This window comes from Mesorhizobium sp. ISC25 (assembly GCF_042295465.1).
In the GTDB taxonomy this organism is placed as follows: Bacteria; Pseudomonadota; Alphaproteobacteria; order Rhizobiales; family Rhizobiaceae; genus Mesorhizobium.
The window spans coordinates 3,338,162-3,362,558 of record NZ_CP135441.1 but is presented as its reverse complement, the minus strand read 5'-3'; the positions used below and the strand labels follow the sequence as shown (position 1 = coordinate 3,362,558).

20 protein-coding genes are annotated in these 24,397 nt (G+C 61.9%); 9 read left to right on the top strand and 11 right to left on the bottom strand.

Going from position 1 to position 24,397, the window contains the following annotated elements; genetic code table 11:
- Nucleotides 1-89: 89 nt before the first annotated feature.
- Complete coding sequence (locus RQ479_RS16790) at nt 90-1,745, bottom strand: TRAP transporter large permease subunit (RefSeq protein ID WP_376701894.1); 1,656 nt, start codon at nt 1,743-1,745, stop codon at nt 90-92.
- Nucleotides 1,746-2,131: 386 nt separating this feature from the next.
- Complete coding sequence (locus RQ479_RS16785) at nt 2,132-3,898, bottom strand: adenylate/guanylate cyclase domain-containing protein (RefSeq protein WP_376701893.1); 1,767 nt, start codon at nt 3,896-3,898, stop codon at nt 2,132-2,134.
- Between the two features lie 371 nt (nt 3,899-4,269).
- On the opposite strand from RQ479_RS16785, the gene RQ479_RS16780 reads away from it, so the two are divergent.
- On the top strand, nt 4,270-4,872 hold the full coding sequence (locus RQ479_RS16780) for a cupin (RefSeq protein ID WP_376701892.1): 603 nt from the start codon (nt 4,270-4,272) through the stop codon (nt 4,870-4,872).
- 68 nt (nt 4,873-4,940) lie between these two features.
- On the opposite strand, the gene RQ479_RS16775 is transcribed toward RQ479_RS16780, so the two are convergent.
- The gene (locus RQ479_RS16775) at nt 4,941-5,849 is read right to left on the bottom strand and encodes a hydrogen peroxide-inducible genes activator (protein WP_376701891.1); all 909 of its coding nucleotides are present in this window, start codon (nt 5,847-5,849) and stop codon (nt 4,941-4,943) included.
- A 149-nt stretch (nt 5,850-5,998) separates the two neighbouring features.
- Between RQ479_RS16775 and katG the strand changes: the two genes are divergently transcribed.
- Nucleotides 5,999-8,185 (top strand): catalase/peroxidase HPI, encoded by a 2,187-nt coding sequence (gene katG, locus RQ479_RS16770; RefSeq protein WP_376701890.1) that lies wholly within the window; start codon nt 5,999-6,001, stop codon nt 8,183-8,185.
- Between the two features lie 91 nt (nt 8,186-8,276).
- Here the strand turns inward: katG and RQ479_RS16765 are convergent, their stop codons facing one another.
- Nucleotides 8,277-8,954, bottom strand: a complete 678-nt coding sequence (locus RQ479_RS16765) for an MIP family channel protein (RefSeq protein ID WP_352641539.1) — start codon at nt 8,952-8,954, stop codon at nt 8,277-8,279.
- Nucleotides 8,955-9,301: 347 nt separating this feature from the next.
- Here RQ479_RS16765 and RQ479_RS16760 point away from each other — a divergent pair, with 347 nt between their 5' ends.
- The 5 genes from RQ479_RS16760 to guaA all read left to right on the top strand — a co-directional run bounded on the left by RQ479_RS16760 (nt 9,302) and on the right by guaA (nt 14,530).
- Complete coding sequence (locus RQ479_RS16760) at nt 9,302-10,591, top strand: RsmB/NOP family class I SAM-dependent RNA methyltransferase (protein ID WP_376701889.1); 1,290 nt, start codon at nt 9,302-9,304, stop codon at nt 10,589-10,591.
- 145 nt (nt 10,592-10,736) lie between these two features.
- Nucleotides 10,737-11,195 carry a PaaI family thioesterase gene (locus RQ479_RS16755; protein WP_292654248.1) on the top strand — a complete coding sequence of 153 codons (459 nt, stop codon included), beginning with the start codon at nt 10,737-10,739 and terminating at the stop codon, nt 11,193-11,195.
- A gap of 200 nt (nt 11,196-11,395) precedes the next feature.
- Nucleotides 11,396-12,076, top strand: a complete 681-nt coding sequence (locus tag RQ479_RS16750) for a 5'-methylthioadenosine/S-adenosylhomocysteine nucleosidase (RefSeq protein WP_376705962.1) — start codon at nt 11,396-11,398, stop codon at nt 12,074-12,076.
- Nucleotides 12,077-12,378: 302 nt separating this feature from the next.
- The gene (locus RQ479_RS16745) at nt 12,379-12,912 is read left to right on the top strand and encodes a MarR family winged helix-turn-helix transcriptional regulator (protein ID WP_376701888.1); all 534 of its coding nucleotides are present in this window, start codon (nt 12,379-12,381) and stop codon (nt 12,910-12,912) included.
- A gap of 55 nt (nt 12,913-12,967) precedes the next feature.
- Entirely contained in the window at nt 12,968-14,530 is a 1,563-nt protein-coding gene (guaA, locus tag RQ479_RS16740; protein WP_376701887.1) for a glutamine-hydrolyzing GMP synthase, read from the top strand.
- A 110-nt stretch (nt 14,531-14,640) separates the two neighbouring features.
- Here guaA and RQ479_RS16735 read toward each other — a convergent pair whose 3' ends face one another.
- Nucleotides 14,641-14,943 carry a putative quinol monooxygenase gene (locus RQ479_RS16735; protein WP_376701886.1) on the bottom strand — a complete coding sequence of 101 codons (303 nt, stop codon included), beginning with the start codon at nt 14,941-14,943 and terminating at the stop codon, nt 14,641-14,643.
- A gap of 33 nt (nt 14,944-14,976) precedes the next feature.
- Nucleotides 14,977-15,996 (bottom strand): NADP-dependent oxidoreductase, encoded by a 1,020-nt coding sequence (locus tag RQ479_RS16730; RefSeq protein WP_376701885.1) that lies wholly within the window; start codon nt 15,994-15,996, stop codon nt 14,977-14,979.
- 90 nt (nt 15,997-16,086) lie between these two features.
- Between RQ479_RS16730 and RQ479_RS16725 the strand changes: the two genes are divergently transcribed.
- On the top strand, nt 16,087-16,998 hold the full coding sequence (locus RQ479_RS16725) for a LysR substrate-binding domain-containing protein (RefSeq protein WP_376705961.1): 912 nt from the start codon (nt 16,087-16,089) through the stop codon (nt 16,996-16,998).
- A gap of 117 nt (nt 16,999-17,115) precedes the next feature.
- Here the strand turns inward: RQ479_RS16725 and RQ479_RS16720 are convergent, their stop codons facing one another.
- The 4 genes from RQ479_RS16720 to RQ479_RS16705 form a co-directional block, all read right to left on the bottom strand.
- Nucleotides 17,116-17,928: an SDR family NAD(P)-dependent oxidoreductase gene (locus RQ479_RS16720; RefSeq protein WP_376701884.1), complete on the bottom strand. Its 813-nt coding sequence runs from the start codon at nt 17,926-17,928 to the stop codon at nt 17,116-17,118.
- A gap of 162 nt (nt 17,929-18,090) precedes the next feature.
- On the bottom strand, nt 18,091-18,594 hold the full coding sequence (locus RQ479_RS16715) for an SRPBCC domain-containing protein (protein WP_376701883.1): 504 nt from the start codon (nt 18,592-18,594) through the stop codon (nt 18,091-18,093).
- 3 nt (nt 18,595-18,597) lie between these two features.
- On the bottom strand, nt 18,598-19,197 hold the full coding sequence (locus RQ479_RS16710; protein WP_376701882.1) for an NADPH-dependent F420 reductase: 600 nt from the start codon (nt 19,195-19,197) through the stop codon (nt 18,598-18,600).
- A gap of 108 nt (nt 19,198-19,305) precedes the next feature.
- The gene (locus tag RQ479_RS16705; protein ID WP_376701881.1) at nt 19,306-20,040 is read right to left on the bottom strand and encodes an SDR family NAD(P)-dependent oxidoreductase; all 735 of its coding nucleotides are present in this window, start codon (nt 20,038-20,040) and stop codon (nt 19,306-19,308) included.
- A 264-nt stretch (nt 20,041-20,304) separates the two neighbouring features.
- On the opposite strand from RQ479_RS16705, the gene RQ479_RS16700 reads away from it, so the two are divergent.
- Nucleotides 20,305-21,201 (top strand): LysR family transcriptional regulator, encoded by an 897-nt coding sequence (locus tag RQ479_RS16700; protein WP_376701880.1) that lies wholly within the window; start codon nt 20,305-20,307, stop codon nt 21,199-21,201.
- A 676-nt stretch (nt 21,202-21,877) separates the two neighbouring features.
- On the opposite strand, the gene RQ479_RS16695 is transcribed toward RQ479_RS16700, so the two are convergent.
- Nucleotides 21,878-24,103 (bottom strand): mechanosensitive ion channel family protein, encoded by a 2,226-nt coding sequence (locus RQ479_RS16695; RefSeq protein WP_376701879.1) that lies wholly within the window; start codon nt 24,101-24,103, stop codon nt 21,878-21,880.
- Nucleotides 24,104-24,397: the final 294 nt, after the last annotated feature.

Here is a 24,397-nt window from a genome sequence, read left to right as displayed (position 1 = left end):
ATGCTGCTTTGGCGTTCAAAAGGACATCCCGTGGGTCAAAGCGGCCGAAAACGCGCTGTCGCGGAAGGCGTCCGAGAACCGAGTCTTTCTCAGCCGCCGTAAAGATAGTTCGGAAGCCAGAGCGCCATGCCGGGCCAGATATACATGAGGATCATGCAGAGGATGACGATCAGCATGTAAGGCATCATGCCTGCGAATATCTGGTTGAGGGTGACGTGCGGTGGGGAAACGCCCTTGAGATAGAACGCCGACATCGCTACCGGGGGTGACAAGAACGCCGCTTGCAAATTCACGAAGACGAGAACCCCCCAGAGGATCGGGTCGATGTTGAAGTGCTTCAACATCGGCAGGAAGATCGGCACGAAGATGATGATGATTTCGGTCCATTCGAGCGGCCAACCGAGAATGAATATGATCGCTTGAGACAGGATCATGAACTGCACGGGCGACAAGTCGAGCGACAGCACCCATTGCTCGAGAAGTGCCTGGCCGCCGAGGATCGCAAAACCGGCGGAGAACAGCGCCGAGCCGACAAAGAGCCAGCAAACCATGGCTGTGGTCTTCGCCGTCAGGAACACTGCTTCCTTGATGCGCTTCCAGTCGAGCGTTCGGGCCTGGAACGCCAGCAGAAAGGCACCAGCGGCGCCGACTGCCGCGGACTCGGTCGCCGTCGTGATTCCGAATAGGATGACGCCGAGCACGACGACGGTAAGTATGCCCAGCGGCATGACCGACGAGACCAGGAGCTTCAGGATATCGAGCCGTTCGGCGGTCATGTTCCGGTAGTAGCGGGCGAGCACCACCGCGGCGAGTGCCGCGATGATGCCGAAGGTGACGTAGAAGCTGGTTGCCGGCCCTGCATCCACCGCGGGTGCGCCGAGTTCCTCCACCGCCGGAGCACCGAGCTGCTCCAATCCGGCTGGAGCTTCGACGTCGGCCGATGCTTGCGGATAGATGACGACATACCACCACACCAGCAAGAGGGTGAGTACTATCAAGGCGAAGGGCACCAGCGCAGCGCAGACATTCTTGAACAGCTTCCAATATGTGAGGCGTCCGCTCTCCGTCTCGAGCGCCGTCGCCTTGGACGGCGAGAACAATGCGGAAAGAAGTCCAACAAGCGTGTTGCGCGAGTAAACTGTCTGAAAGCTTCGCATCCACGCCGGCACCGGAACCCTTGTTTGATCCTCCGGCAAAGGCGGGGCGATCTTCGGATTGATTATCGCCCAGCCAAGAATGTAGACGAGATAAAGGAAAGCGAGGAAAAAACCGGGGAACATCGCCGCGGCATAGAGCTTCACGATGGACTGGCCTGCAACCGCCGCATAGACGATGATCATGACCGAGGGCGGGATCAGGATGCCCAGCGTGCCGCCCGCGGTGATCACGCCGGAAGCGAGCTTCACATCGTATCCGGCGCGCAGCATCGGATTGAAGGCAATCACCCCCATCAGGACCACAACGGCGCCGACGAGGCCACTGGCGATGCCCCAGAAGGTGCAGACGATAAGCGTAGCAATGGCCAGCGACGCCGGTACCCGTCGGAACGAAAGCTGGATGCTGTAGAACATCTTATCGACCAGCGCCCCGCGTTCCATCACATATCCCATGAGCACGAAAAGCGGGATGGAGATCAGGACGTCATTGGTCATTGCCCCATAAGTGCGCTCGACCATCAGATCGAAGACGCGGTTGTCGATCCAGTGCTCCGCCGGGTTGTAGAACGCATAGAACCCGAAAAACATGCCAAGGCCCATCAGCGTGAAGGCTGTCGGGAAACCGGCGACGGCTTACTGGTCGAGTTCCCGAGCGTGCTAAATGCGGGGGCCTGCGCCGTCGAAATCCAGCACAAGATGCACGAGCGTAACGCAGAAGTGCCGTCCGACAGGCCCATTGAATTCCGCATCGGCATCAAGGCAGCCGATCCTGCTCTGCGGTCCAAGTGTTCTTACCCATCGTGCAGCGCGATCCCATGCGAGCAGCCAAGGAAACTGGCAACAAGTTATGCGATGTCGAAACAGCGCGCCACCATGTTTGCGCTATCTAGAAAGGGCCATTGGCTTGTCGACACTGCTGGAGCCGTAGTTAGCTTACGCCATTGCCTTTGGAAACGGCCCCCTTGCCGTGCCGCCTAGTCTGGCAAGCCCGCCAGACGCCAGCCATCGACAAAGGGCTGCGCAGCACTCATGCTCCTAAAGGGCAAGTTCGCTGTCAGTTCACCGATCGTCCAACCTGGATTGCCCGTAAGAAATAGGCGGGCTTCCTCCTGTGCCTCAGGCAAGCGGCCGGCAAGAGCAAGCGCGGCAATCAGGTTCACCCTTGAACCAGTCCCATATGTTTCCTCCAGGCTCAAGGTCGCAACAGCTTCTTCGTAGTGACCGGTGGAAATCTGCGCCATTCCCACGATCCAGAAGTACCAACCAGGTGGACGAGGATTTAATCGGAAAGCCTCTTCACAAGCTGTCAGCGCCGCTTGCGGCTTGCCCAAGTAGATTTGAAGCTCCCCAATCCATGCTACCGCATCTGCATTGTTGGGATTTATCCGTATGGCAGCATCGAATTGGAATTTTGCTTCATCCCAATTGCGCTCAAAAAGCTGAACGCAGCCCAGGATCCTGCGAACGTTGGAATCGCCGGGATCGATTTCCATGGCTCGTTGCGCGTGCATCAGAGCATTTGCGCGATCGGGTAACTGTGGTTCTCCCCAATCAACCCAGCCAAATAACAGCACAAGGGCAAGATTGCTGTGCGCTTCACAATAGTTTGGTTCAAGCGAAACGGCGCGTTCCAAAGCTGAACGCGCGTCGCTGTTGTCTGATCTGGACATGGTCCATTTCTCCCGTGACCTAACACAAAGGTCATAGGCTTCTAGATTTGATGGCCTAGAACGGGCAGAAATATTCTTCGCACCAATCTTGCCGGAGATCGCTTCAACAACGCGGCGCGTGACCTCGTCCTGAACTTCAAAGATGTCGACAATTTCGCGGTCGAAGCGCTCGGCCCACACATGATTGCCGCCTTCGGCCGCGTTGATCAGCTGCACATTGACGCGCAAACGCTTGACGGACCGCCTCGCGCTGCCCTCGAGGAGATATTTGACGCCCAGATCGCGAGCGATCTGACGGACGTCGGTGGGCTTGCCTTTGTAGGCAAAGGTGGAGTTGCGGGCAATGACGAAGAAGCCGGGCACATTCGACAGATCGGTAATGATGTCCTCCGTCAGCCCGTCAGTGAAGAACTCCTGTTCGGCGTCGCCACTCATGTTGACAAAGGGCAGCACGGCAATCGAAGGCATGTCGGGCAGCGCGAGCTGCGGCGAAGGCTTGTCCGGCACGAGGGCCTCCGCCGATGCCGCGGGTCTGGCCTTCGCGGGAATGCCGACCTGTAGCGAATAAACCCGGACCGGCTCGGCGATGTTCTTGAGCTGAACCGCACCGCGATCGTTGATCGCGATATCGAGCCTTGATTTAACCTGCCAATAGGCTTGCTCGGAAAGACAGATATTGCCAGGTTCGCAGATTCCTTCTAGGCGCGCGGCGATATTGACGCCATCGCCCATCAGGTCGCCATCGCGTTCTTGCACGACGTCGCCCAAGTGAATGCCGATCCGGAACTCGATGCGGCGATCATCCGGCACCCCGGCATTGCGCTCAAGCATGGCGTTCTGCACTTCCAGCGCGCAGCGCACTGCTTCCACAACGCTGCTGAACTCGACAAGGCTCCCGTCGCCTGTGCGCTTGACGACGCGGCCACGATGAACGGCGATGGTGGGGTCGATGAGATCGCTGCGCAGCGCCCGCAGCCGTGCCAAGATGCGATCCTCATCCGCGCCGGCTAGCCGGCTGTAGCCGACCACATCCGAGACCAGGATCGCTGCTATTTTGCGGGTCTCACTCATGTGATGCTCCCTCCCTCCAGTCTGACACTACTGCCGACCAGGCACGCTGTCTCAACATAGAGCGGTTAGGCCAAAGGAAGATAGCTCCGAGCCATTGGTCGGATGGTCTGCTTAGGATCTACTCCCGTCGTTCGAGGCAAAATGTCGGGCGCATAGCTGCCTGTGGCCTGTCCATTGGCGATGTCCGCTTTTGTTGAATGGACGGGACCGCAGGAATGACTGCCATGCGGCGCAAAGCAGCCATTCAGGATTTCCGGACCTTGTTGCGGAGCCGCCATGGTGCAGATCGCGGAATTCTAACCCCGGCGGAACCGACCTGCCACGCAACCGGTTAAACCGCATGCACCTCACTACCAACCCAAGGCCACACCATGAGCATTCTGCAAACCACCAGGAAAGCCGTCGAGCAGGTCACCGGCATCGCCAGGCCGGACAGGCGCGAGGTCGCCGACCTCCTGAGGCCGCGCAAACCGAACGAATTTCGCTTCAAGGATGACGGCCTGGTGCCCAACCATCCGTTTTGGCCGCTGGTCGTCTATCGCGGCGCCGTCAAGCTGCCCGAAGACTTCGATCCGGCGGCGGTCATGGAGGCGCTTTTCGAGGCAAATGGCTGGGGCGATAGCTGGCGCAACGGCATCTACGACTACGTCCACTACCATTCGCGGATCCACGAGGTGCTGGGCGTCGCGCGCGGCACGGCGAAAGTCCGCTTTGGCGGCAGCAAGGGACGAACGCTGCCGCTGAAGGCCGGCGATGTCGCGGTGCTCCCGGCCGGCACCGGGCACCAGCGTCTTTCCGCATCCGACGATTTTCTGGTCGTCGGCGCCTATCCTCCATCAGGCACATATGACGAATGCACGACCGCCGCCGACCATGCCAGGGCGGTCGTGACGATCTTCAGGGTCGGCCGCCCGCACAAGGACCCTGTCTACGGAAGCAAAGGCCCATTGCTTGCTGCCTGGAACAAGGATTGAAGCCGTTCCTTCGAAGGGGCTTGCGGGTTGGCTTCGGGGCTAAACCGCATCCTTGACCATCCGCCGCTCTAGGCTGCCAGCACCGCTGCGTCCAGCCCGCGAATAATCTTCGCCAACTCCACGCATTCATCGTGCCGGACCTTGTTGCGGCGCCAGGCGAGGCAGATCGTGCGCTGCGGCATCGGCTCCTGGAACGGCACGATCTTCAAATCGGGGATAGTGCTGGCCGGCCCGGCCGCCATCTCGGGAATGAGCGTGACGCCGAGGCCGTGCGCCACCATCTGCAGGAGCGTCGTCAGGCTGGTCGCGCCATAGCTCGCCATCGCCACCGGCCGCACGCTGCCGCAGACGGCCAGCGCCTGTTCGCGCAGGCAATGGCCTTCCTCCAGCAGCATCAGCCTTTCCAGCGCCGGGCTTTCCGGCGGCACCGGCGGTGAGGCGAAGGCGGGGTCGCCGGCCGGCACGGCAAGGAAGAACCGGTCTGAGAAAAGTTCCTCGGTGACCAGGCCCGGGTAATCGAGCGGCAGTGCGGCGACAAAGGCGTCGAGTTTTCCCGAGGCCGTGTCCTCGACCAGCGAAGCGGTCACCGCCTCACGCAATTCGAGCTGCAAAGCCGGGAAATGCCGTTTCAGCTCCGGCAACACATGCGGCAAGAGATAGGGCGCCACCGTCGGGATGATGCCGAGCCGGAAGCGGCCTTGCAGCGCCGGGCGGCCGCGCCGGGCCGTGGCCTCGACGTCGCTGATATCGGCAAGAATGCGCTCGATGCGCGGCAGCAGGGCCTGCGCCTCGTCGGTCATGCGCACCGCCTTGCCCCCGCGCTCGAACAGGCGGCAATTGAGCCGCAACTCCATCTCGGCGATCTGTGACGACAGCGCCGGCTGGCTGACGCCGGCGAGCTTTGCCGCGCGGCCGAAGTGCAGCGTCTGCGCCAGCGCTTCGAAATAATGCATCTGCCGGACGGTCAAACCGATCATAAGGAAAACCTATCAGAATAAACAGCAAAGGCAATTTGTCTTTATCGGCCGGGCGGGCTAGTCTGGAACCATTCCAGGATGGCGCGGGTCGCTGGCCCTGCCCGGAAAATCAACAAAATCCCGGAAAATCAACAAAATCGGAGGCAAAGATGGACGCGAAAACCGACGACAACAGCGCCGGCAAATGCCCGGTCCCACATGGATCGGCCAAGAGGAGCAACCGTGACTGGTGGCCGAACCAGCTGGACCTTGCCGTCCTCCACCAGCAGTCCAGCCTCTCGGACCCGATGGACGAGGACTTCGACTACGCCAAGGAATTCAAAAGCCTCGATCTCGATACGGTGATCAGGGACCTGCACCAGGTGATGACAGATTCGCAGGATTGGTGGCCGGCCGATTTCGGCCATTACGGCCCGCTTTTCATCCGCATGGCCTGGCACAGCGCCGGCACCTATCGCATCGGCGATGGCCGCGGCGGCGCCGGCGCCGGCCAGCAGCGTTTCGCGCCGCTCAACAGCTGGCCGGACAATGCCAATCTCGACAAGGCGCGCCGCTTGCTGTGGCCGGTCAAGCAGAAATACGGCCGGAAAATCTCCTGGGCCGACCTGTTGATCCTCACCGGCAACGTCGCGCTGGAATCGATGGGCTTCAAGACCTTCGGCTTCGCCGGCGGCCGCGCCGATGTCTGGGAGCCCGAGCAGGACGTCGACTGGGGATCGGAAACCAAGTGGCTCGCCGACGAACGCTATTCCGGCGACCGCGAACTTCACGGCCATCTCGGCGCCGTGCAGATGGGGCTGATCTACGTCAATCCGGAAGGGCCGAACGGCAAGCCCGATCCACTGGCCGCGGCACGCGACATCCGCGAAACCTTCGCGCGCATGGCCATGAACGACGAGGAAACCGTGGCGCTCATCGCCGGCGGTCACACTTTCGGCAAGACCCACGGCGCCGGTGATGCATCGCTGGTCGGGGCGGAGCCGGAAGGCGCCGGCATCGAGGCGCAGGGCCTCGGCTGGTCGAGCAAGCATGCCACCGGCATTGCCGGCGACGCCATCACCTCGGGCCTCGAGGTGACCTGGACGACGACGCCGACTAAATGGAGCAACAACTTCTTCGACAATTTGTTCAACTACGAATGGGAGCTGACCAAGAGCCCGGCCGGCGCCCATCAGTGGACGCCGAAGGGCGGCGCCGGTGCAGGCACCGTGCCGGACGCCCACGATGCCTCGAAGCGCCGCGCGCCGGCGATGCTGACCACCGACCTCGCGCTGCGCGCCGACCCGGCCTACGAGAAGATCTCGCGGCGCTTCCATCAGAATCCGGATCAGTTCGCCGATGCCTTCGCCCGCGCCTGGTTCAAGCTGACCCATCGCGACATGGGTCCGGCCGTCCGCTACCTCGGCCCGCTCGTGCCGAAGGAAGAGCTGATCTGGCAGGATCCGATCCCGGCAGTCGATCACGAGCTGGTCAGCGAGCAGGATATCGCCTCGCTGAAGGCGAAGATCCTGGCCTCCGGCCTGTCCGTTTCCGAACTGGTCTCGACCGCCTGGGCCTCGGCCTCGACTTTCCGCGGTTCCGACAAGCGCGGCGGCGCCAACGGCGCCCGCATTCGCCTGGCGCCGCAGAAGGATTGGGAGGTCAACCAGCCGGCGCAGCTGGCCAAGGTGCTAGAAAAGCTTGAAGGCATCCAGAAGGAGTTCAATGCTTCGCAGTCCGGCGGCAAGAAGGTCTCGCTTGCCGACCTGATCGTTCTCGGCGGCGTCGCCGCGGTCGAGAAGGCAGCCAAAGACGGCGGCCATGACGTCAAGGTGCCGTTCACGCCAGGCTGCATGGATGCCTCGCAGGAACAGACGGATGTCCAATCCTTCGCCGCGCTCGAGCCGAAAGTCGATGGCTTCCGCAATTTTGTCAGGGGCAAGCCGCCGATGTCGGTCGAAGCGATGCTGGTCGACCGGGCGCAGTTGCTGACCTTGACGGCGCCGGAGATGACGGTGCTCGTCGGCGGGTTGCGGGTGCTCGGCGCCAACACCGGCCAATCGAAGCACGGGGTGTTCACCGACAGGCCGGGCACGTTGACCAACGATTTCTTCGTCAACCTGCTCTCCATGAACACGGTCTGGGATCCGGCCGCCGGCTCCGATGAAGTCTACGAAGCGCGCGACCGCAAGACCAGGGCGGTCAAGTGGACCGGCACCCGCGCAGATCTGATCTTCGGCTCGCACGCGCAGTTGCGGGCGCTTGCCGAGGTCTACGGCTCGGCCGACGCCGGGCAGAAGTTCGTCAGGGATTTCATCGCCGCCTGGACCAAGGTGATGAACGCCGACCGTTTTTGATCTCGCGGCCTGATCCGGGCATACGAATTTGTCGATGCAAAAAAAAGGCGCGGGCCTCGACCCGCGCCTTTTTCGTTGGGCTTCCGAAAAGTCAGTCCTTCTCGAAGATACCGGCCTTGGCGACGACGCCGGCAATGGCGCCGCCGATCAGCGGTGCGACGATGAACAGCCAGAGCTGGCCGATCGCCGCAGTTCCCGAAAACAGCGCCGGTCCGATCGAACGGGCCGGGTTGAGCGATGTGCCGGTCACCGGGATGATGGCGAAATGCAGGCCTGCCAGCGTCAGGCCGATGACCAGGCCGGCGAACGCCGTCGTGTGCTTGGCGTTGGTGACGCCGAGGATCACCGTGACGAAGGTGAAGGTTCCGATCAACTCCCACAGGAAGGCCGAGCTGACGCCCCATTTCGTCACGTCCCAGCCATTGGCGCCGAAGCCGCCAGTGTGGCCGCCGACCTGTCCGGAGACGATGATCCACAGTGCCAGCGACGCGATGATGGCGCCGATGATCTGCGCGATCCAGTAGGGAATGACATCCCTGGCCGGCATCCGCCCGGCAAGAAACACGCCGAGCGTCACCGCCGGATTGAGGTGCGCGCCGGAAATCGGGCCGATCGCATAGGCCGCCGCAATGAGGCCGATGCCGAACGCCAGACCGATACCTTCCTGGCCAAGCGGCAGCGCGCCGCCGAAGCCGCCCGTTACCACCGAAGCCGTGCCGATGAACACCAATAGAAACGTGCCTAGAACTTCCGCCAGATAAGTCTTCATTGCCCTCTCCTCGTATCGACCCGCGGCTCCGCCTTTTTCTGCGACGCGAATCACCGCGCAAAGAGTATTCGCAACCGCAAAAGTTGCAAAGCAGAGCAGTTGCACCAGTCGGCGTGCTTGTGCGTGTCAGACAAGCACATTAGAGACTTGTAATATATTGATCGAATTATTTGGTTCCGCATGCCGACGCCCGCTTGGTGGCGGCGGCTCGCGATGCACCAACCCACATTCGTCACCCCCTTGCATGGATTGTCTCGCCGTCGGCGAAACAGAACTGTTTCAATCAGGACACGAAAAGCTCTAAGAGCAGGGCCGGATTTTATTTTGCTGAGTAATGGAAGACGACAATGAGACTGGGCGGGCGGCTGGCGGCAGCCATCGAAGTGCTTGACGACATTGGCCGGCGTCACCGGCCGGTGGCCGATGCGCTGAAGGACTGGGGCCTGTCGCACCGCTTCGCTGGTGGCGGCGACCGCGCCGCGATCGGCAACATCGTCTATGACGCGCTGCGCCGCAAGCGCTCGGCCGGCTGGCTGCTCGGCGAGGATACGCCGCGCGCCATCGGCTTCGGCGCGCTGCTGCTCGAATGGGGCCAGACGGCGCAGTCGTTGAACGAGGCGCTCGAGGGCGACAAGTTCGCGCCGCCGCTGCTTACCGCCGACGAACTAACAGCGCTTGCGGCTCGCCGCCTTGCCGATGCGCCGCCGGCGGTCAGGGCAGACATCCCCGACTGGTGCATGCCGCTGTTCGAACGGGCGTTCGGCACGGCCTGGGTGGAAGAGGGTGCCGCGCTTGGCACTCGCCCGCCGCTCGACCTAAGGGTCAACACGCTGAAGGCCGATCGTGGCAAGGTGCTGGCGGAATTGGCGGAGACCGGCGCCAAGCCCGCCCGGATCGCGCCGCACGGCATCCGCATCCCGCCGATCGAAGGCGACGGCAGGCACCCGAACGTGCAGGCCGAGCCGGCCTTCCAGAAAGGCTGGTTCGAGGTTCAGGACGAGGGTTCCCAGATTGCGGCCGAACTGGCCGGCGCCGAACCTGGCATGCAGGTGCTCGACTTTTGCGCCGGCGCCGGCGGCAAGACGCTGGCGCTGTCCGCGGCGATGGACAATCGCGGCCAGGTCTTCGCCCACGATGCCGAGAAGGCCAGGCTGGCGCCGATCTTCGACCGCATCCGCCGCTCGGAAAACCGCAATGTGCAGATCGTCACCAAGCCGGCGGAGCTCGCGCCGCTCGGCAAGCATATGGACATCGTCCTGATCGATGCGCCCTGCACCGGCAGCGGCACGTGGCGGCGCCGGCCGGATGCCAAATGGCGGCTGACGCAGAGGCAGCTCGACGCCCGCAAGGGCGAGCAGGAGACGATCCTCGATGCCGCCAGGGACTTCGTCAAACCCGGCGGCCTGCTGGTCTATATCACCTGTTCGGTGTTCGACGAGGAGAATGGCGACCAGGTTTCGGCCTTCCGGGATCGCCATCCCGGTTTTGCTCCGGTCGATCACCGCCAGCTTTGGGACAGCCGTTTTGCGGGCCACGAAGCGGCAGTGCGTATTGGCGCTGTGGGCGGCATTTCGCTGTCGCCGTTGCTGAGCGGCACCGACGGCTTTTACTTCTGCGCGCTGCGGCGGACCGGCTGAACGGTTGCCGGATGTCGCCGATCTCGCTTCTTATCAGTAGGTTTAGCCAATTGCTGCAGTGCAGCATTTGCGATTGCCTGCCGCCCACCCCTCTGCGATAAATGCCTTTGCAATAAGATTTGTCGAGAAACGAAGGTCGACGGCCATGGCAGCAAAGATCGTTCCTGCTCCCGATTATGAGGACCGCGTCAGGACGTCCTTTGCGCGCCAGAACGCGATGATGACCATTGGCGCCGAGCTGACGCTGGTGACGCCCGGCATCATCGAGATCGAAATGCCCTATTCTGCGGCACTGACCCAGCAGCACGGCTTTCTTCATGCCGGCGTCATTTCGACGGCTCTCGACTCGGCCTGCGGCTATGCGGCATTCTCGCTGATGCCGGAAAATTCCGGCGTGCTGACCATCGAGTTCAAGGTCAATCTGCTCGCGCCGGGCCGGGGCGAGCGTTTTCTGTTCCGCGGCTCGGTGACCAAGCCCGGCCGCACCATCATCGTCGCCGACGGCCAGGCCTATGCCTTCGCCACCGACGGCGAGGCCAAGCTGATTGCCACAATGACCGGAACGATGATGACAGTGCTCGGCCGCGACGGTATCGAGGGGTGAGGAGCGGTCCGCGCAGCGGACGAAAAGCCCCTAAATGGGCTTTTCGAGCGACGAACGCCCGGAGCCATAGCGAAGGGCCGGGGGCCGGTGAGGGCACGTCGCCCTTCTTACCTTCCGGCTTCGGTGGTAGGGCCAGAAAGGAGTAGATCGTCGTGACCTGTAAAGTGTCTCGCCTGTCCGGCAAGTCCGTTCTTTTCGTCATGGCGGCCGAGGCCGAATACGGTCCGCACCTGCAGCGGCTGTTCACGCCGCTGCTGACCGGCGTCGGGCCGGTCGAGGCCGGTGTCGGGCTCAGCGCTGAACTGTCCCGGCGGGCGGCCGAAAACGCGCTGCCGGATCTCGTCGTGTCGCTCGGGTCGGCGGGCAGCCGGACGCTGGAGCAGACGGAAATCTACCAGGCCGTTTCAGTCGCCTACCGCGACATGGATGCCTCCCCCTTGGGGTTCGAGAAGGGCGCCACGCCGTTTCTCGATCTGCCGGTGAGCGTGCCGCTGCCGTTCAGGATACCAGGCATCAGGCAGGCGACGCTGTCGACCGGGGCGGCAATTGTCACCGGCGCCGCCTACGACGCGATCGCCGCTGACATGGTCGACATGGAAACCTTCGCCTGCCTGCGCGCCTGCCAGCTGTTCGACGTGCCGCTTATCGGCCTGCGCGGCATTTCCGACGGCGCGGCCGATCTGAGGCATGTCGGCGACTGGACCGAATATCTGCACGTCATCGACGAGAAGCTGGCCGGGGCGGTGCAACTGCTGGAACAGGCGATCGCCTCCGGCGCGATCGACTTCAAGCTGGTTGGGCGGCAGGTTCTTAGAGTTGCCGAACAGCACGCCGATCATCCTGAAGCGAACGGCGTTGTCGCGATTGACGTAAGTGACTGACCCGGCCTCATGATCGAGAGTCCAGCGTCCGGTCGCGCCGGTGTCCCAGTCGGCGACATAACCGTCATCGAGCATCCGCCAACGCCCGCTGCGCGCCTCGCCATCGTCGAGCAGCATGTGCGCGGCACCCTCGCTTTCAAAATAGACGTAAGCCTCCTTGCCGTTTCGTTCCAACACATGGGTCATGCCCGGGATGAGCATTGCAAGGGTTTCCTTCTGAAGCGCTGCCATGATTTCCTCCTGAATTGAAGTCGCCGATTGCCTTGACCGGCATCGCCACTTAGAGTGAACTAGTAGTCAAGATGCTTGACTATCTATCGGGCGAGAAGAATTTGGTCAAGAGCCTTGACGAAAAACCCGAGGCGCTGCCGGATCACATAGGTTGGCGGCTGTGGCAGGCGAGCCGCGCTTGGCAGAGCGAGTTCGCCGCGGCGATGCGCGCTGCCGGCCATCACTGGTTCACCGAAGCGCGTGCCGGCCTGCTTGGACACATCCCGCGCGGCGGCATGCGCCAGTCGGCACTGATCGAGCGCTCGGCGATCTCAAAGCAGGCGATTCAGCAATTGCTCGACGGCCTGGAGACGGAAGGTGTGTTGCAGCGTCTGCCCGATCCGCAAGACGGCCGCGGCAAGCTTGTGCGCTACACGCGCAAGGGTCTGGACGCCCTGCGCGATGGCGACCGCATCAAGCTGCAGATCGAACGGAGCTATGTTGCCCGCCTTGGTCACGAGCGTTTCGCGGCGCTGATGGGCGCCTTGCGGTCACTCGATACAACGCAAACTGATGCATTGGACAAAGCCTCTGGCGTTCAGGGCGACACACCGGAATCGAAGTGAAAGCGCGACCTCACAACCCATTGCGCCGACTCGTTTCTTTCTCTAAACGCTCGCCATGAAAACAGCCAATCATCCCGACACCGTCCTGATTGTCGATTTCGGCAGCCAGTTCACCCAGCTGATCGCCCGCCGCATCCGCGAGGCCGGCGTCTTTTCCGAGATCGTGCCCTTCCAGTCGGCCGAGGCGGCGTTCAAGCGCATCAATCCGAAGGCGGTGATCCTGTCCGGCGGCCCGGCCTCGACCGGCGACATCGGCAGCCCGCGCGCGCCGCAGATCGTCTTCGATGCCGGCGTGCCGGTGCTCGGCATCTGCTATGGCCAGATGGCGATGTGCGTGCAGATGGGCGGCGTCGCCGAAAGCTCCGACCACCGCGAATTCGGCCGCGCCTTCGTCGAGATCGCCAAGGACAGCCCGCTGTTTGAGGGCCTGTGGGCGCCCGGTCAGCGCCACCAGGTGTGGATGAGCCATGGCGACCGCGTCATCACCCTGCCGAAGGGGTTCGAGGTGCTCGGAAAATCGGAGGGCTCGCCCTTCGCCATCTTCGGCGATGTCGAGCGCAAGATGTACGGCCTCATGTTCCACCCCGAAGTGGTGCATACGCCGGACGGCGCCAGGCTGCTCCGCAACTTCGTCCACAACATCGCCGGCATCGAAGGCGACTGGACGATGCGCGCCTATCGCGAGCACGCGGTCGAGACGATCCGCAAACAGGTCGGCAAGGGCAAGGTGATCTGCGCGCTGTCGGGCGGCGTCGATTCCTCGGTCGCGGCCCTGCTGATCCACGAGGCGGTCGGCGACCAGCTCACCTGCATCCTCGTCGACCACGGGCTGATGCGCAAGGACGAGGCGGCCGGCGTGGTGGAGATGTTTCGCCAGCATTACAATCTGCCGCTGATCCTGGTCGACGCTTCGGACCGTTTCATCGGCGCGCTGGAGGGCGAGTCGGACCCCGAGAAGAAGCGCAAGACCATCGGCCGGCTGTTCATCGAAGTGTTCGAGGAGGAGGCCGAGAAGCTCGGCGGCGCCGATTTCCTGGCGCAAGGCACCCTCTATCCCGACGTCATCGAAAGCGTCTCTTTCAGCGGCGGACCGTCGGTGACCATCAAGTCGCACCACAATGTCGGCGGCTTGCCCGAGCGCATGAACATGCAGCTGGTCGAGCCGCTGCGCGAATTGTTCAAGGACGAGGTGAGGGCGCTCGGCAAGGAGCTCGGCCTGCCCGACAGCTTCATTGGTCGGCATCCGTTCCCCGGTCCCGGTCTCGCCATCCGCTGCCCGGGCGGCATCACCCGCGAAAAGCTGGAGATCCTGCGCGAGGCCGACGCCATCTATCTCGACGAGATCCGCAAGGCCGGCCTCTACGACGCCATCTGGCAGGCCTTCGCCGTGCTGCTGCCGGTGCAGACCGTCGGCGTCATGGGCGACGGCCGCACCTACGAATTCGTCTGCGCGTTGCGTGCCGTCACGTCGGTAGATGGCATGACCGCGGATTTCTACCACTACGACATGGCATTCCTGGGAGCAGCCGCCACCCGCATCATCAACGAGGTGCGGGGCATCAACCGCGTCGTCTACGACGTGACGAGCAAACCGCCAGGCACCATCGAGTGGGAGTGAAGGGAAGCGGCGGCAGTAGGGTGTCTCCGCAGCGATTTTCGCTGCCGCGCCGTTGCCGTTCCAGTCCGGATATCACTCCCGGCGGGCGTATAGAACATAAGATAACGCCGTTATTCATCGAAGAGCGTCCGTTCGTTCGCCGCGTCGTATTTGCGGAGGTCGGCTCTCATCCGGTCCCGCCACCGCTCCACGAATGTCAGAGTTTCGGGCGCATGAAGATAAGCAGTGAGAGATGCTTGATCTCTCCACCGCTCTGCGACGAGCAGACGCCCGGCGGCACGACCATCCACGGCAACAGCGTAGAACAGGCCCCCGTCACGCTGCTTGGCACCGTGCGCAAGCGCCTCGATATCGGTGACGAACTCGGCCACCGCGGATGGTTCGACGTGGACATAACCGGTCACGATAAGCATCGTTTTTTCCCCTGAGCCTTCCCATCCTTTCGATTATGCAACGGTCAGGACGATCTTGCCCTGGATGTTCCCGCGAGCGGCGCGCTCGTGTGCTCTTGCCGCCTCGGCGAGGGGGAACGTGCTGTCGATGACGATGCGGACGGTGCCATCGTCCAGCAGGCGAGAGGCTTGCGCTAGTTGTGCGCCATTCGAACGGACCTGCGTGGTCGAAACCGTGATACCACGCGTTTCGGCTTCGTCGTGGCCGGTAAAGCCAAGCGGGTACACCGGTAGCAGGGCACCACCCCGCTTCAAGGTGCGGAGGAAGCGGCCGGTGTCCGGACCGCCCACGGCATCAAGGACGAGATCAACATCGCGCACGACCTCGTCGGCCGACGTTCTGGTGTAATCGATGAATTGATCGATGCCGAGGTCGCCCATCAGACCCCGATTCTTGCCCGATGCCACGGCAATGACACGCGCACCCTTCCATTTTGCGAGTTGCACGGCCAAGTGCCCGACGCCACCTCCGGCGCCGTTGACGAGAACCGTCTTGCCATCAAGGGGCACCGGCACATGCGTGAACGATTGGAACGGGTTGGGTTCGTCGTGACCCAACTCGATCAGGAACTGCCAGGCGGTAAGCAGCGACATGGGCGCGCCGGCCGCATGGACATGATCGATGTTGGCTGGTTTCCGCGCCAGCTGCGAAGCTGGCACGCTGACATACTCGGCATAGGCTTTGCTGCCTTCCATGACATGCTCTGGGAAACGCACCATGGCGTAGACTTCGTCGCCGACGCCAACGCCCCGCACGTCGCTGGCGACAGCCTCGACAACGCCCGACATGTCCGATCCGAGGATCAGCGGAAAGGCGGGATAAGGTTGCCACTCCGGAGGGAGCGACCGGTAGCCATCCCGCAGATACCAGTCCGGCGGATTGAGGCCGACCGCGTGGACCCGGACCAGAACCTCACCCGGCGTCGCAGCGGGGCGGGGCGCATTCTCGTAGCGCAACAAGTCTGGACCGCCGAACTCGTGCAGACGGACTGCTTTCATCACATCGCTCATCATCACTCCGTTAGGTGTGTGTCCAAGGTTGAACGTGATGTAGTCAAATCGTACAAGATTGATAATTATGCTCGAATTCGCTTTAGTAATTCCATGAGGGAACAAATAGCACTTGAAAGGCTAACGGGGCTGATCGCCTTTGCCCGTGTCGGGTCGATGGGCAGCTTCACCGCGGCCGCCCGATCCTTGTCGATTTCGCCCTCAGCTATCAGCAAAAGCATCCAGCGGCTGGAGCAGAACCTGGGCATATCCCTCATTACCCGCACGACCCGCTCGCTGACCCTCACACCAGAAGGGCGCGACCTGCATGAGCGCGCGCTTAGGCTGCTGCGCGAAGCAGAGGAGATCGAGCAGCTGGCGACGATGGCGCGCTCGGAACCGTCAGGCACTCTGCGGATCGCCACCTCACTGCCGATCGGCATCCATATGATCGCACCCACGCTGCCGAGTTTTCGCCGGCTGCACCCCAAGGTCGCAGTCGACCTTCGCTTGAGCGACCAGTTCGTCGATATCATTGAAGAGCGAATCGACATTGCGGTGCGGATCGGCGATCTCGCTGACTCGCGGCTGTTGTCGCGCCAGTTCGCACCGCATTGGCTCTGCTGCTTCGCGTCGCCAGCCTATTTGGCCGCACGGGGCACTCCTTCGCATCCGGACGAACTGGAAGGACACGACACTGTGACCCTGCGCTATCAAAGCAGCGGCCAAGTGTTGCGCTGGCCTTTCCGTGTCGGCGATCGCGAAATCGAAATCATGCCTCCATCCGGCATTGTCGTGGACGCGAGCGAAGCGCTGATCGCAACGCTGGTTGCAGGCGGCGGCATCGGCATCAGCGCAAACTTCATCGCGGCGCCCCATGTCGCGCGCAGCGAATTGGTGCCGGTGCTTTCCAACCATGCGGTCGAGCGGCACAATATCACGGCGATCTGGCCGGAAAGCCGGCGCGCCAATCCCGCTGTGCGCGCCTTCCTCGACCTGTTGCAGGGTGTGTCGAGAAACAAGTGAAGGTCACGGCCAGCATTCCCCCTGAAGACACCGGGCAGGAGAAACTCAAGGGACGCTCAGCCGCTGGTGTCGACCGTCCGCTGGTCGGCGCCATTGGCGCCATAACCGTCTCGGCAGCTACGCGACGAAGCGGACCACGCCGCCATCCACCCGCAAAGCCGCGCCGGTTGTCGCCGAAGCCTGCTCCGAGCATGCGTAGATGACCATGTTGGCCACCTCATCGGTGGTGGCGAAGCGTTGGATGAGGGTGGTTGGACGCATCGCCTTTAGGAAGCCCTGCTCGGCTTCCAGCTGCGTGATCCCGTTTGCGTCAGCCTGCTTCGCCATGAAGTCGCCCAGGATCTCAGAGCGGGTAGGTCCCGGCAAGACGGCGTTGACAGTGACGCCCGTGCCCGCGACCGCCTCGGCAAGCCCGCGCGAGATCGCGAGTTGAGCTGTCTTGGTCATGCCGTAGTCGAGCATTTCCTTGGGGATGTTGACTGCGGACTCGCTACTTACAAACACGACACGGCCCCAGCCCTTCGCCACCATCCGCGGCAGGTAATGACGGGTCACGCGCACGCCACTCATTACGTTCAACTGGAAGAGGCCAAGCCAGTCCTCGTCGGGGATCTTCGCGATGTCCTCGACGCCACTGTAGCTCCGGATGTGAGCCGTACCAACATTGTTCACAAGGATATCGGCGTCCGGCGCCTGCGCGATCAAGGCCTCGGCACCCTCCGCTGTCGCAAGATCGGCGGCGATGCCCGAGATGTCGCTTCCGGGAAAGGCCTGCCGCATCTGCCGCACCGCCTCGTCGACCCGGGTATTCCCACGGCCGTTGACGACGACCGATGCACCGGCACGGGCCAACCCCTCCGCCGTCGCGCGGCCGATACCGGCGGTCGATCCGGTGACAATCGCCTTGCGGCCCCTGAGTTCAATATTCATATCATCTATCTCCAATGGTAGGTGGGTGATCATCCGCCGATCCAGGCTGGAAGCGCCCGTCGTCTGTTGAGTACCGACAATATTCGGACGAAGGCAGGCCCAGTACTGTTCGGTCGAAAGCGTTGCGGCCCAAGCAACGGGCCAGGCCTCAAGACACGCGCATCAAGTTGCCTTGCTTACCGCTTCCGCCTCCGCAGCGCGGGCGAGGCTTTCGACCCATTCCTGGTGATAGCGGTAGAGTGCACCGGGATGCTTGCGCCCGAGTTCCTCAAGGAACCAAGGGCCCTGCTGCGTTTCTTCGGTCAGCACATGGCAGCCATCGACCGTAGGGGTGATGACCCAGCCGTGGTATGCGCTCGAGCCGGTCTCGTCGCCATCGACTGTTGTCGCCCATGCCAGCCTGTGGAAGGGTTCGCACTCCGTCACGACCAGACTCATCGGAAAGCCAACCGTCACACGGATGTATCTGGTTTCAAGCGCCAGTTCCGGCTTGCCGGTCAGGATCTTGACCTGATTTTCGGCGGGAAAGTAGCTCGACCAATTCTCGGCATCGACCAGCAGCTTCCAGACCACGTCAGGCGGCGCCTTCACGTCAATGTCGTTGAGTGCGTAGATAGCCGACGTTTTCGGATCATATCGCTCGGGCCAAATCACGTGGTCATACATCGGTCACTGCTCCCTCTTGAACAAATCCTGGAAGATGAGCTGGCCCCAAGTGCGGCCGCGTGCGTGCACCAGCGCGCCACCCTCGTTGAGCTTTCCCAGTTTGACGGGTGCGAACCCGAGTTGTTTGGCCAAGGCCGCCACGGGAGCGATCGCGTCCTCGTCGTCGCTCGACAGAAAGACGACCCGGTGCCCGCCCTCGACGATCGGATCGGCAGCCAGGGTGGCCGCAATCAGGTGATTGAACCCTTTCACGAGCTTGGCGCCGGTGAACGCCTTCGCGACGAAGGCGGAGGACGGGAGACCGTCCAGCTCTTCAGGGACTGGAAACGCGTTCATCGCGTCGATGACCGTCTTGCCTTTCCAGCTCGGCAGGGCCTTCGCAACTTCGCGATGCTCCCCGAACGGGACCGCCAAGATGATTGTGTCGGCCTCGAGTGCATCCCGCAGCGACTTGGCGACGACCGTGGGTCCAATCGCCCGAGCCTGCGGCGCCAACGCCTCGGGCGGCCGGCGGCTTGCGACGGTCACGTCGATGTTTTTACGGGCGAAGGCGTGGGCGAGGGCCTGGCCTATCTTACCGAATCCTACAATTGCGTAGCTCATAATCTTCTCCGATTTGTTTTGAGATTGGTTCGCGGCTTTCAAGGGCGCTGGGTTATCCGGTCCGCTGTGGCGACCGCGTAGAGGTCCTGCGGTGAATGAGACGCGATTTCAGATGGCCGAGAAGCCGCCGTCGACAGACAATTCCACCCCATTCACGAAGCTCGAATCGTCTGAAGCAAGAAACAGCGCGGCCGCCGCAATTTCCTCAGGACGCCCCATCTTTCCCCGCGGGATCAGGGATTCGAACATCTGCTTCGCTTCTTCAGTGAGAACTTGGTCCTGCATCGGTGTGGCGATCGGCCCCGGGTGCAGCACGTTCACCCGGATATTCCTGCCCTTCAGTTCGTTGAGCCACCCGCGTGCGAATGCGTGCAGCGCCGCCTTGCTCGCCGCATACACGCTGTAACCAGGAAAACCTTTGATCGAAGCAACTGACCCGGTCATGAAGATCGATCCGCCGTCGTTGAACAGCGGCAACGCCTTCTGAACCGTAAACAGCGTGCCGCGCGTATTCAGGCCGAAGGTCGCATCGAAGTGCTGTTCGGTAATCTCGCCCAGTGGGACGGCTTCGCCCGTGCCGGCGCTCGCGTACAGGACGTCGATCCTGCCCTTTTCCCGCTTGACTGTATCGAACAGGCGGTCGAGGTCGTCGAGATTGGCCGCGTCGCCGCGCACGCCGGTCACGTTCCGGCCGATCAGCTTGACGGCCTCGTCCAGCGCCTCCTGTCTCCGGCCCGTGATGAAAACATAGGCGCCTTCTTCTACGAACCGCTTGGCGCTCGCCAGCGCCATGCCGCTCGATCCACCCGTGACGACTGCAACCTTACCCTCAAGCTTTCCCATGACTTCTCCTTTCGTGTTGTCGGGACAGCATCTGCCTCCGAGAACCTCGAAATGGGTCCGCCGGCGTCAGTTGTTGAGTGCGGAAGCACGCACATCGGTGGTGCAAAATCGATCCGGCTGGACGCCAGCCGCGACGATCGGTGTCCGCCGTTCGGAATTGGGCCGCCGCGCTCGTCGACATAGGCGATGATGACCGCCCGTACTGCTGTTCGATGTGTTAGATACGGGCTTTGGAAGGCGCACCGCGCGGTGCGGGATTGCACCATGATCGACTGGGATGACGTTCGCTACTTTCTTGCCGTCGCGCGCAGAGGCTCAGTGCGGGCCGCCGCCGAGCGCCTCGGAGTGAATCACTCGACCGTGCTGCGACGCATCGCACAGCTCGAGGAACGCCTCGGGGCGCAGATGTTCGAAAAGCTGCCTTCGGGCTACCGCCTGACGGCTGCGGGCGAGGAGGTCCTCGAGCTCGCGAACCAGATGGAAGCGTCGTCGCACCAGCTGGAGACGCGCGTCTTCGGGCGCGACCAGAGCGTGCGCGGGCTTCTGCGGGTGACGTTGGCTCCGACCCTCGCGACACACCTGCTCATGCCGGACTTCGCCGATTTCGCGCGTCTGCATCCGGACATCGAGATGGAAATCTTGTCGTCCGGCGAGCTGGCAAATCTGACCAACCGAGAGGCCGACGTAGCGATCCGCGTCGTCTACGACCGCAAAACCCTGCCGCTCAATCTTCACGGCCTGAAGGGACCGGAGCTGTTCGGCGGGGTCTACATGTCTCGCGATCGACTAGCCGCGTGGCGTGCGGGTGCGCCCGATCCCATCCGGTGGATCGTCATAAGCATTCATGGAATTCCGGATTGGGCCAGCGAGGGTGAGGTTCGTACCACGGGGGTTCCGTTCAGGACCACGGACGGCGAGGCGCAGATCGTTGCAGTACGGCAAGGGCTCGGGATGACGACACTGCCGTGCTTCGTCGGAGATGCCGACCCCCTACTGGTGAGGGTGCCGGGCACCGACCTGCACATGTACGGAACGCTCTGGCTTCTCACACAGGGGGAGACACGCAAGACGAAGCGCGTGCGGCTCTTCACTGAGTTCGTATCCCGCAGGCTCGCCGCGTACGCGCCGTTTCTCGCAGGGCTGTCCATATCGCGCGACTGACGTCCGGCAGGTCGCCGGCGACGCTTGCCGTAATCCGGTCGGAAGCCGAGCTGCGATCGCTTGAAGCGGCGTCGTTCAATGCGCGAATGTTGCGCCGTATCGCAACCGGCGCGAGGGCCACACTACTGACGGCGACGGACTTCACCATCGCTGACGGTCTTTTTGTCAGGCTGGAGACGCCGCTTTTGCGGAGAACTCCGAGGAAAATAGACCAACCGATATCGATAGTCTTTGAAACCGAGCAAATCGCGGATCGCCGAAATTCTCCTTTGAATTCAAGAGCGAGAATTTCTGACGGATCCGGGATACGGTTCTTCGTCGTCAGCGGAAAGAGTTTCCTCGATGGATTAATGCGTTATGATGCTTCAGAACAATCGAATGGGAATGATACAGGCCCATCCGAACGTATCCGAAAATACGTTATGGCACGCTACAAACCATTGAAATAAATCCGTTCGTTGGGCGTTCGGCATCTATCGGCAGGTAGAGTTTGACGCTAACGCCAGGTCCAACGGACCTCCGGCATACTACCGGCCGAATCTTTCAAAGTACCGTCAGGGTCGGTGAGGCTCGTGACGGTATGTTTTTCGTCTTAAACGGTAGAAGATAAAAGAGTATCCCTGCCACGGGCGATGCGCGGAAAGCCCCGTTGTGACCGGCAGGTGTCACAGTTTTTCTACTCCGTTGTGCTAGCTTTTTTCCTGCGTCGAATAGTGTGCGACTGCGCGACGGCCATTTTCAACTCGGGTGTGATCTCCAATGGCGCATTCTCTGCCCCATGTGGGTTCTGTAGCCCCTGGACCTGGACGGTCGGAAATGGGAGTTCGATGCCCTGCTCCTTGAAGACTTGGCGGAGGCGTACATAGAATTTGCGTTTCATACCGAAGGCGCCTCCCGGTCTGGTTGTAGCCTTGACCCTCAATACGATGCCGTACTCGCCGAACTCCTGTACGCCCTGCATCTTGATCGGGTCGAGCACCCAGTGTTTGAACTCGGGATCTTCCGCCAGTTCGAGGCCGATCCGCTTGATCAGCTTGCGAGCGAAGTCGATATCGGTGTCATAGCCAACGGTGATGTTGAATTTGTCGATAACCCAGTCACGGCTCTGGTTCTGGACTGCCCCGAGTTCACCGAAAGGTACCGTGAACAGCGGACCACGATGGTGGCGCAGCTTCACCGAGCGCAGCGAAAAGCTTTCCACAGTACCCTTGTAATTGCCCGACGAAATGTATTCGCCAACACGAAACGCATCATCGAGCAGAAAAAACACGCCTGAAATGACGTCCTTGACGATGGTTTGTGCCCCAAAGCCCACTGCGACGCCAACGACGCCGGCGCCGGCGATCAATGGGCCGATCTGGATACCCAGCGAGGCGAGCATCATAAGTACTGCCATCACGATGATCGATGCGAGCAGAATGTTCTGGAGGATCGGCAAGAGCGTGTGCAGCCGCGCCTGCTGCGGATCGAGGATCGGGACCTCCTCGTCGCTGATCACAGGGTGCGGTATTTCGATGCCCAGCTTTCGTTCGATCAAAGCTTTGATGATCGACCAGCCGAAATCGGCTGCGAGGGCAATGACCACGACATTGATCAAGCCGCGCAATATGAACGTCGTCGTCGTGTCGCTGTCCCGCATGGATTGCATGTCCAGACCCCAGACACGTGCGAGAAAGTAAGCCGCCACCAGGATGTAAATCATTCGGATTCCGCGATCGATGACAGCGATCGTCACCGCCGGGATCGTAGGCCGGCCGACATCTTCCGAACCTGGCCGCAGAACGAAATTAACCCCGCGCTGCGTCATCACGATTGCCAAAGGCAGGAAGAATGCGGCGAAGGTGAACCAGAAGTATGTATAAAGGCCGGCGATGCGCTGCAGGAACAGGACGACGAAATAGGCAGTCAATAGCCATGTCGCTTCCGTGTGACCGATGTGGCGCGCACCGTCTCGCTGCGTTCTTGGCCGACGCCAAATGGCGAGCAGCAGGAGCAACAGCAGCACGAAATCTGCGCCCAGTGACAGGACCATCATTCCGTCCTGATCGATGCCGAGACCTGGCAAGAGAATAAACGCGGCGCCGAAGAAGGCGAAGACGCCGACGATCCGAGGTAGCCAATAGGACCAATGGTCAGCCGCTTCGTTGGTGATCGGCAAAGCACGAACCTCGACAGCGTTCTCGACGTTCATGAAGGAAGGGACGAGCATGGCCATGACGTACATGCGCACACCCCATGTAACGACCGCCGCCATCAGAAATGTCAGTACAATCTCGCGGATAAGCATTGGCCAGTCGAACAACATGAACGCGCCGGCGCTGCCCAGTGCGAAAGAGACGATCAGCATGCTGGAATAAAGCGCGCGCCCCCCAATCTTCTTGGCTCGCCCAACCGGCGTATCCTTCGGTTGCGCGATAATCCAAAGACGAAATGGACGGGTGACTTTGTACGTTGCCCAAGTGAGTGCCAGGCCGGCAGCGATGAACATCGCAATCAGCACAAATACGCCCGCAGACCCCTTGCTGGACATATCCTCCATCGTCTCTGCCCGAACGCGCGCGAACTGGCCTGGCAGCAAGGGCAAAGTTCGCACGATTCTTTCGATATGATGCCTGATCCGATCGAGCGTCGAGGATGCCATCGTATTCATCTGGCCGGGTGCGTCCACGGCGTCGGACGATGCGTCGGCCGGCGAAGCTCCTGCCTCGGCAGGCGCTCCCGTTGACCCGGCGTCCTGATTTCGCTGTTCGGCCACCCAGGCCTTCACTGACGGATCGTCGAGAAGCTCGAATAGCTGTTTGACCCTCGCAGGCGGGACGGTCGCCGGCGCCTGGGCCTCTGCCTGACCAGCCAACAAAAGGGCGATCCCAAAGACGAGCGGTCTGGCAATCAGGGCAAACATCGCAGTCAGGTCTCCGAGACGCCGTGCCGGGCGCGCCAGGTTCCTGGCTCCCAATCGTCGAATCATGAGTGGCATCGTGCTGTAACCTTCCGGTCAAATCGGCAAGCAACGACATCTATGTCCGCCGTTGTTCCTACCTTGGAGAAACCGATGTTGTGGTGCAAGACGTCATCGTTCCGAGCTAGACCTTGCGCCAGGTACTTGGCGGTGTTTATTTAGCCGCGGGGCAGGGCATTCCGACCTCGGCCCAGGCCTCCGGCCGTTCTATGAACTGGGCATCGGTCGCTCGGTGGT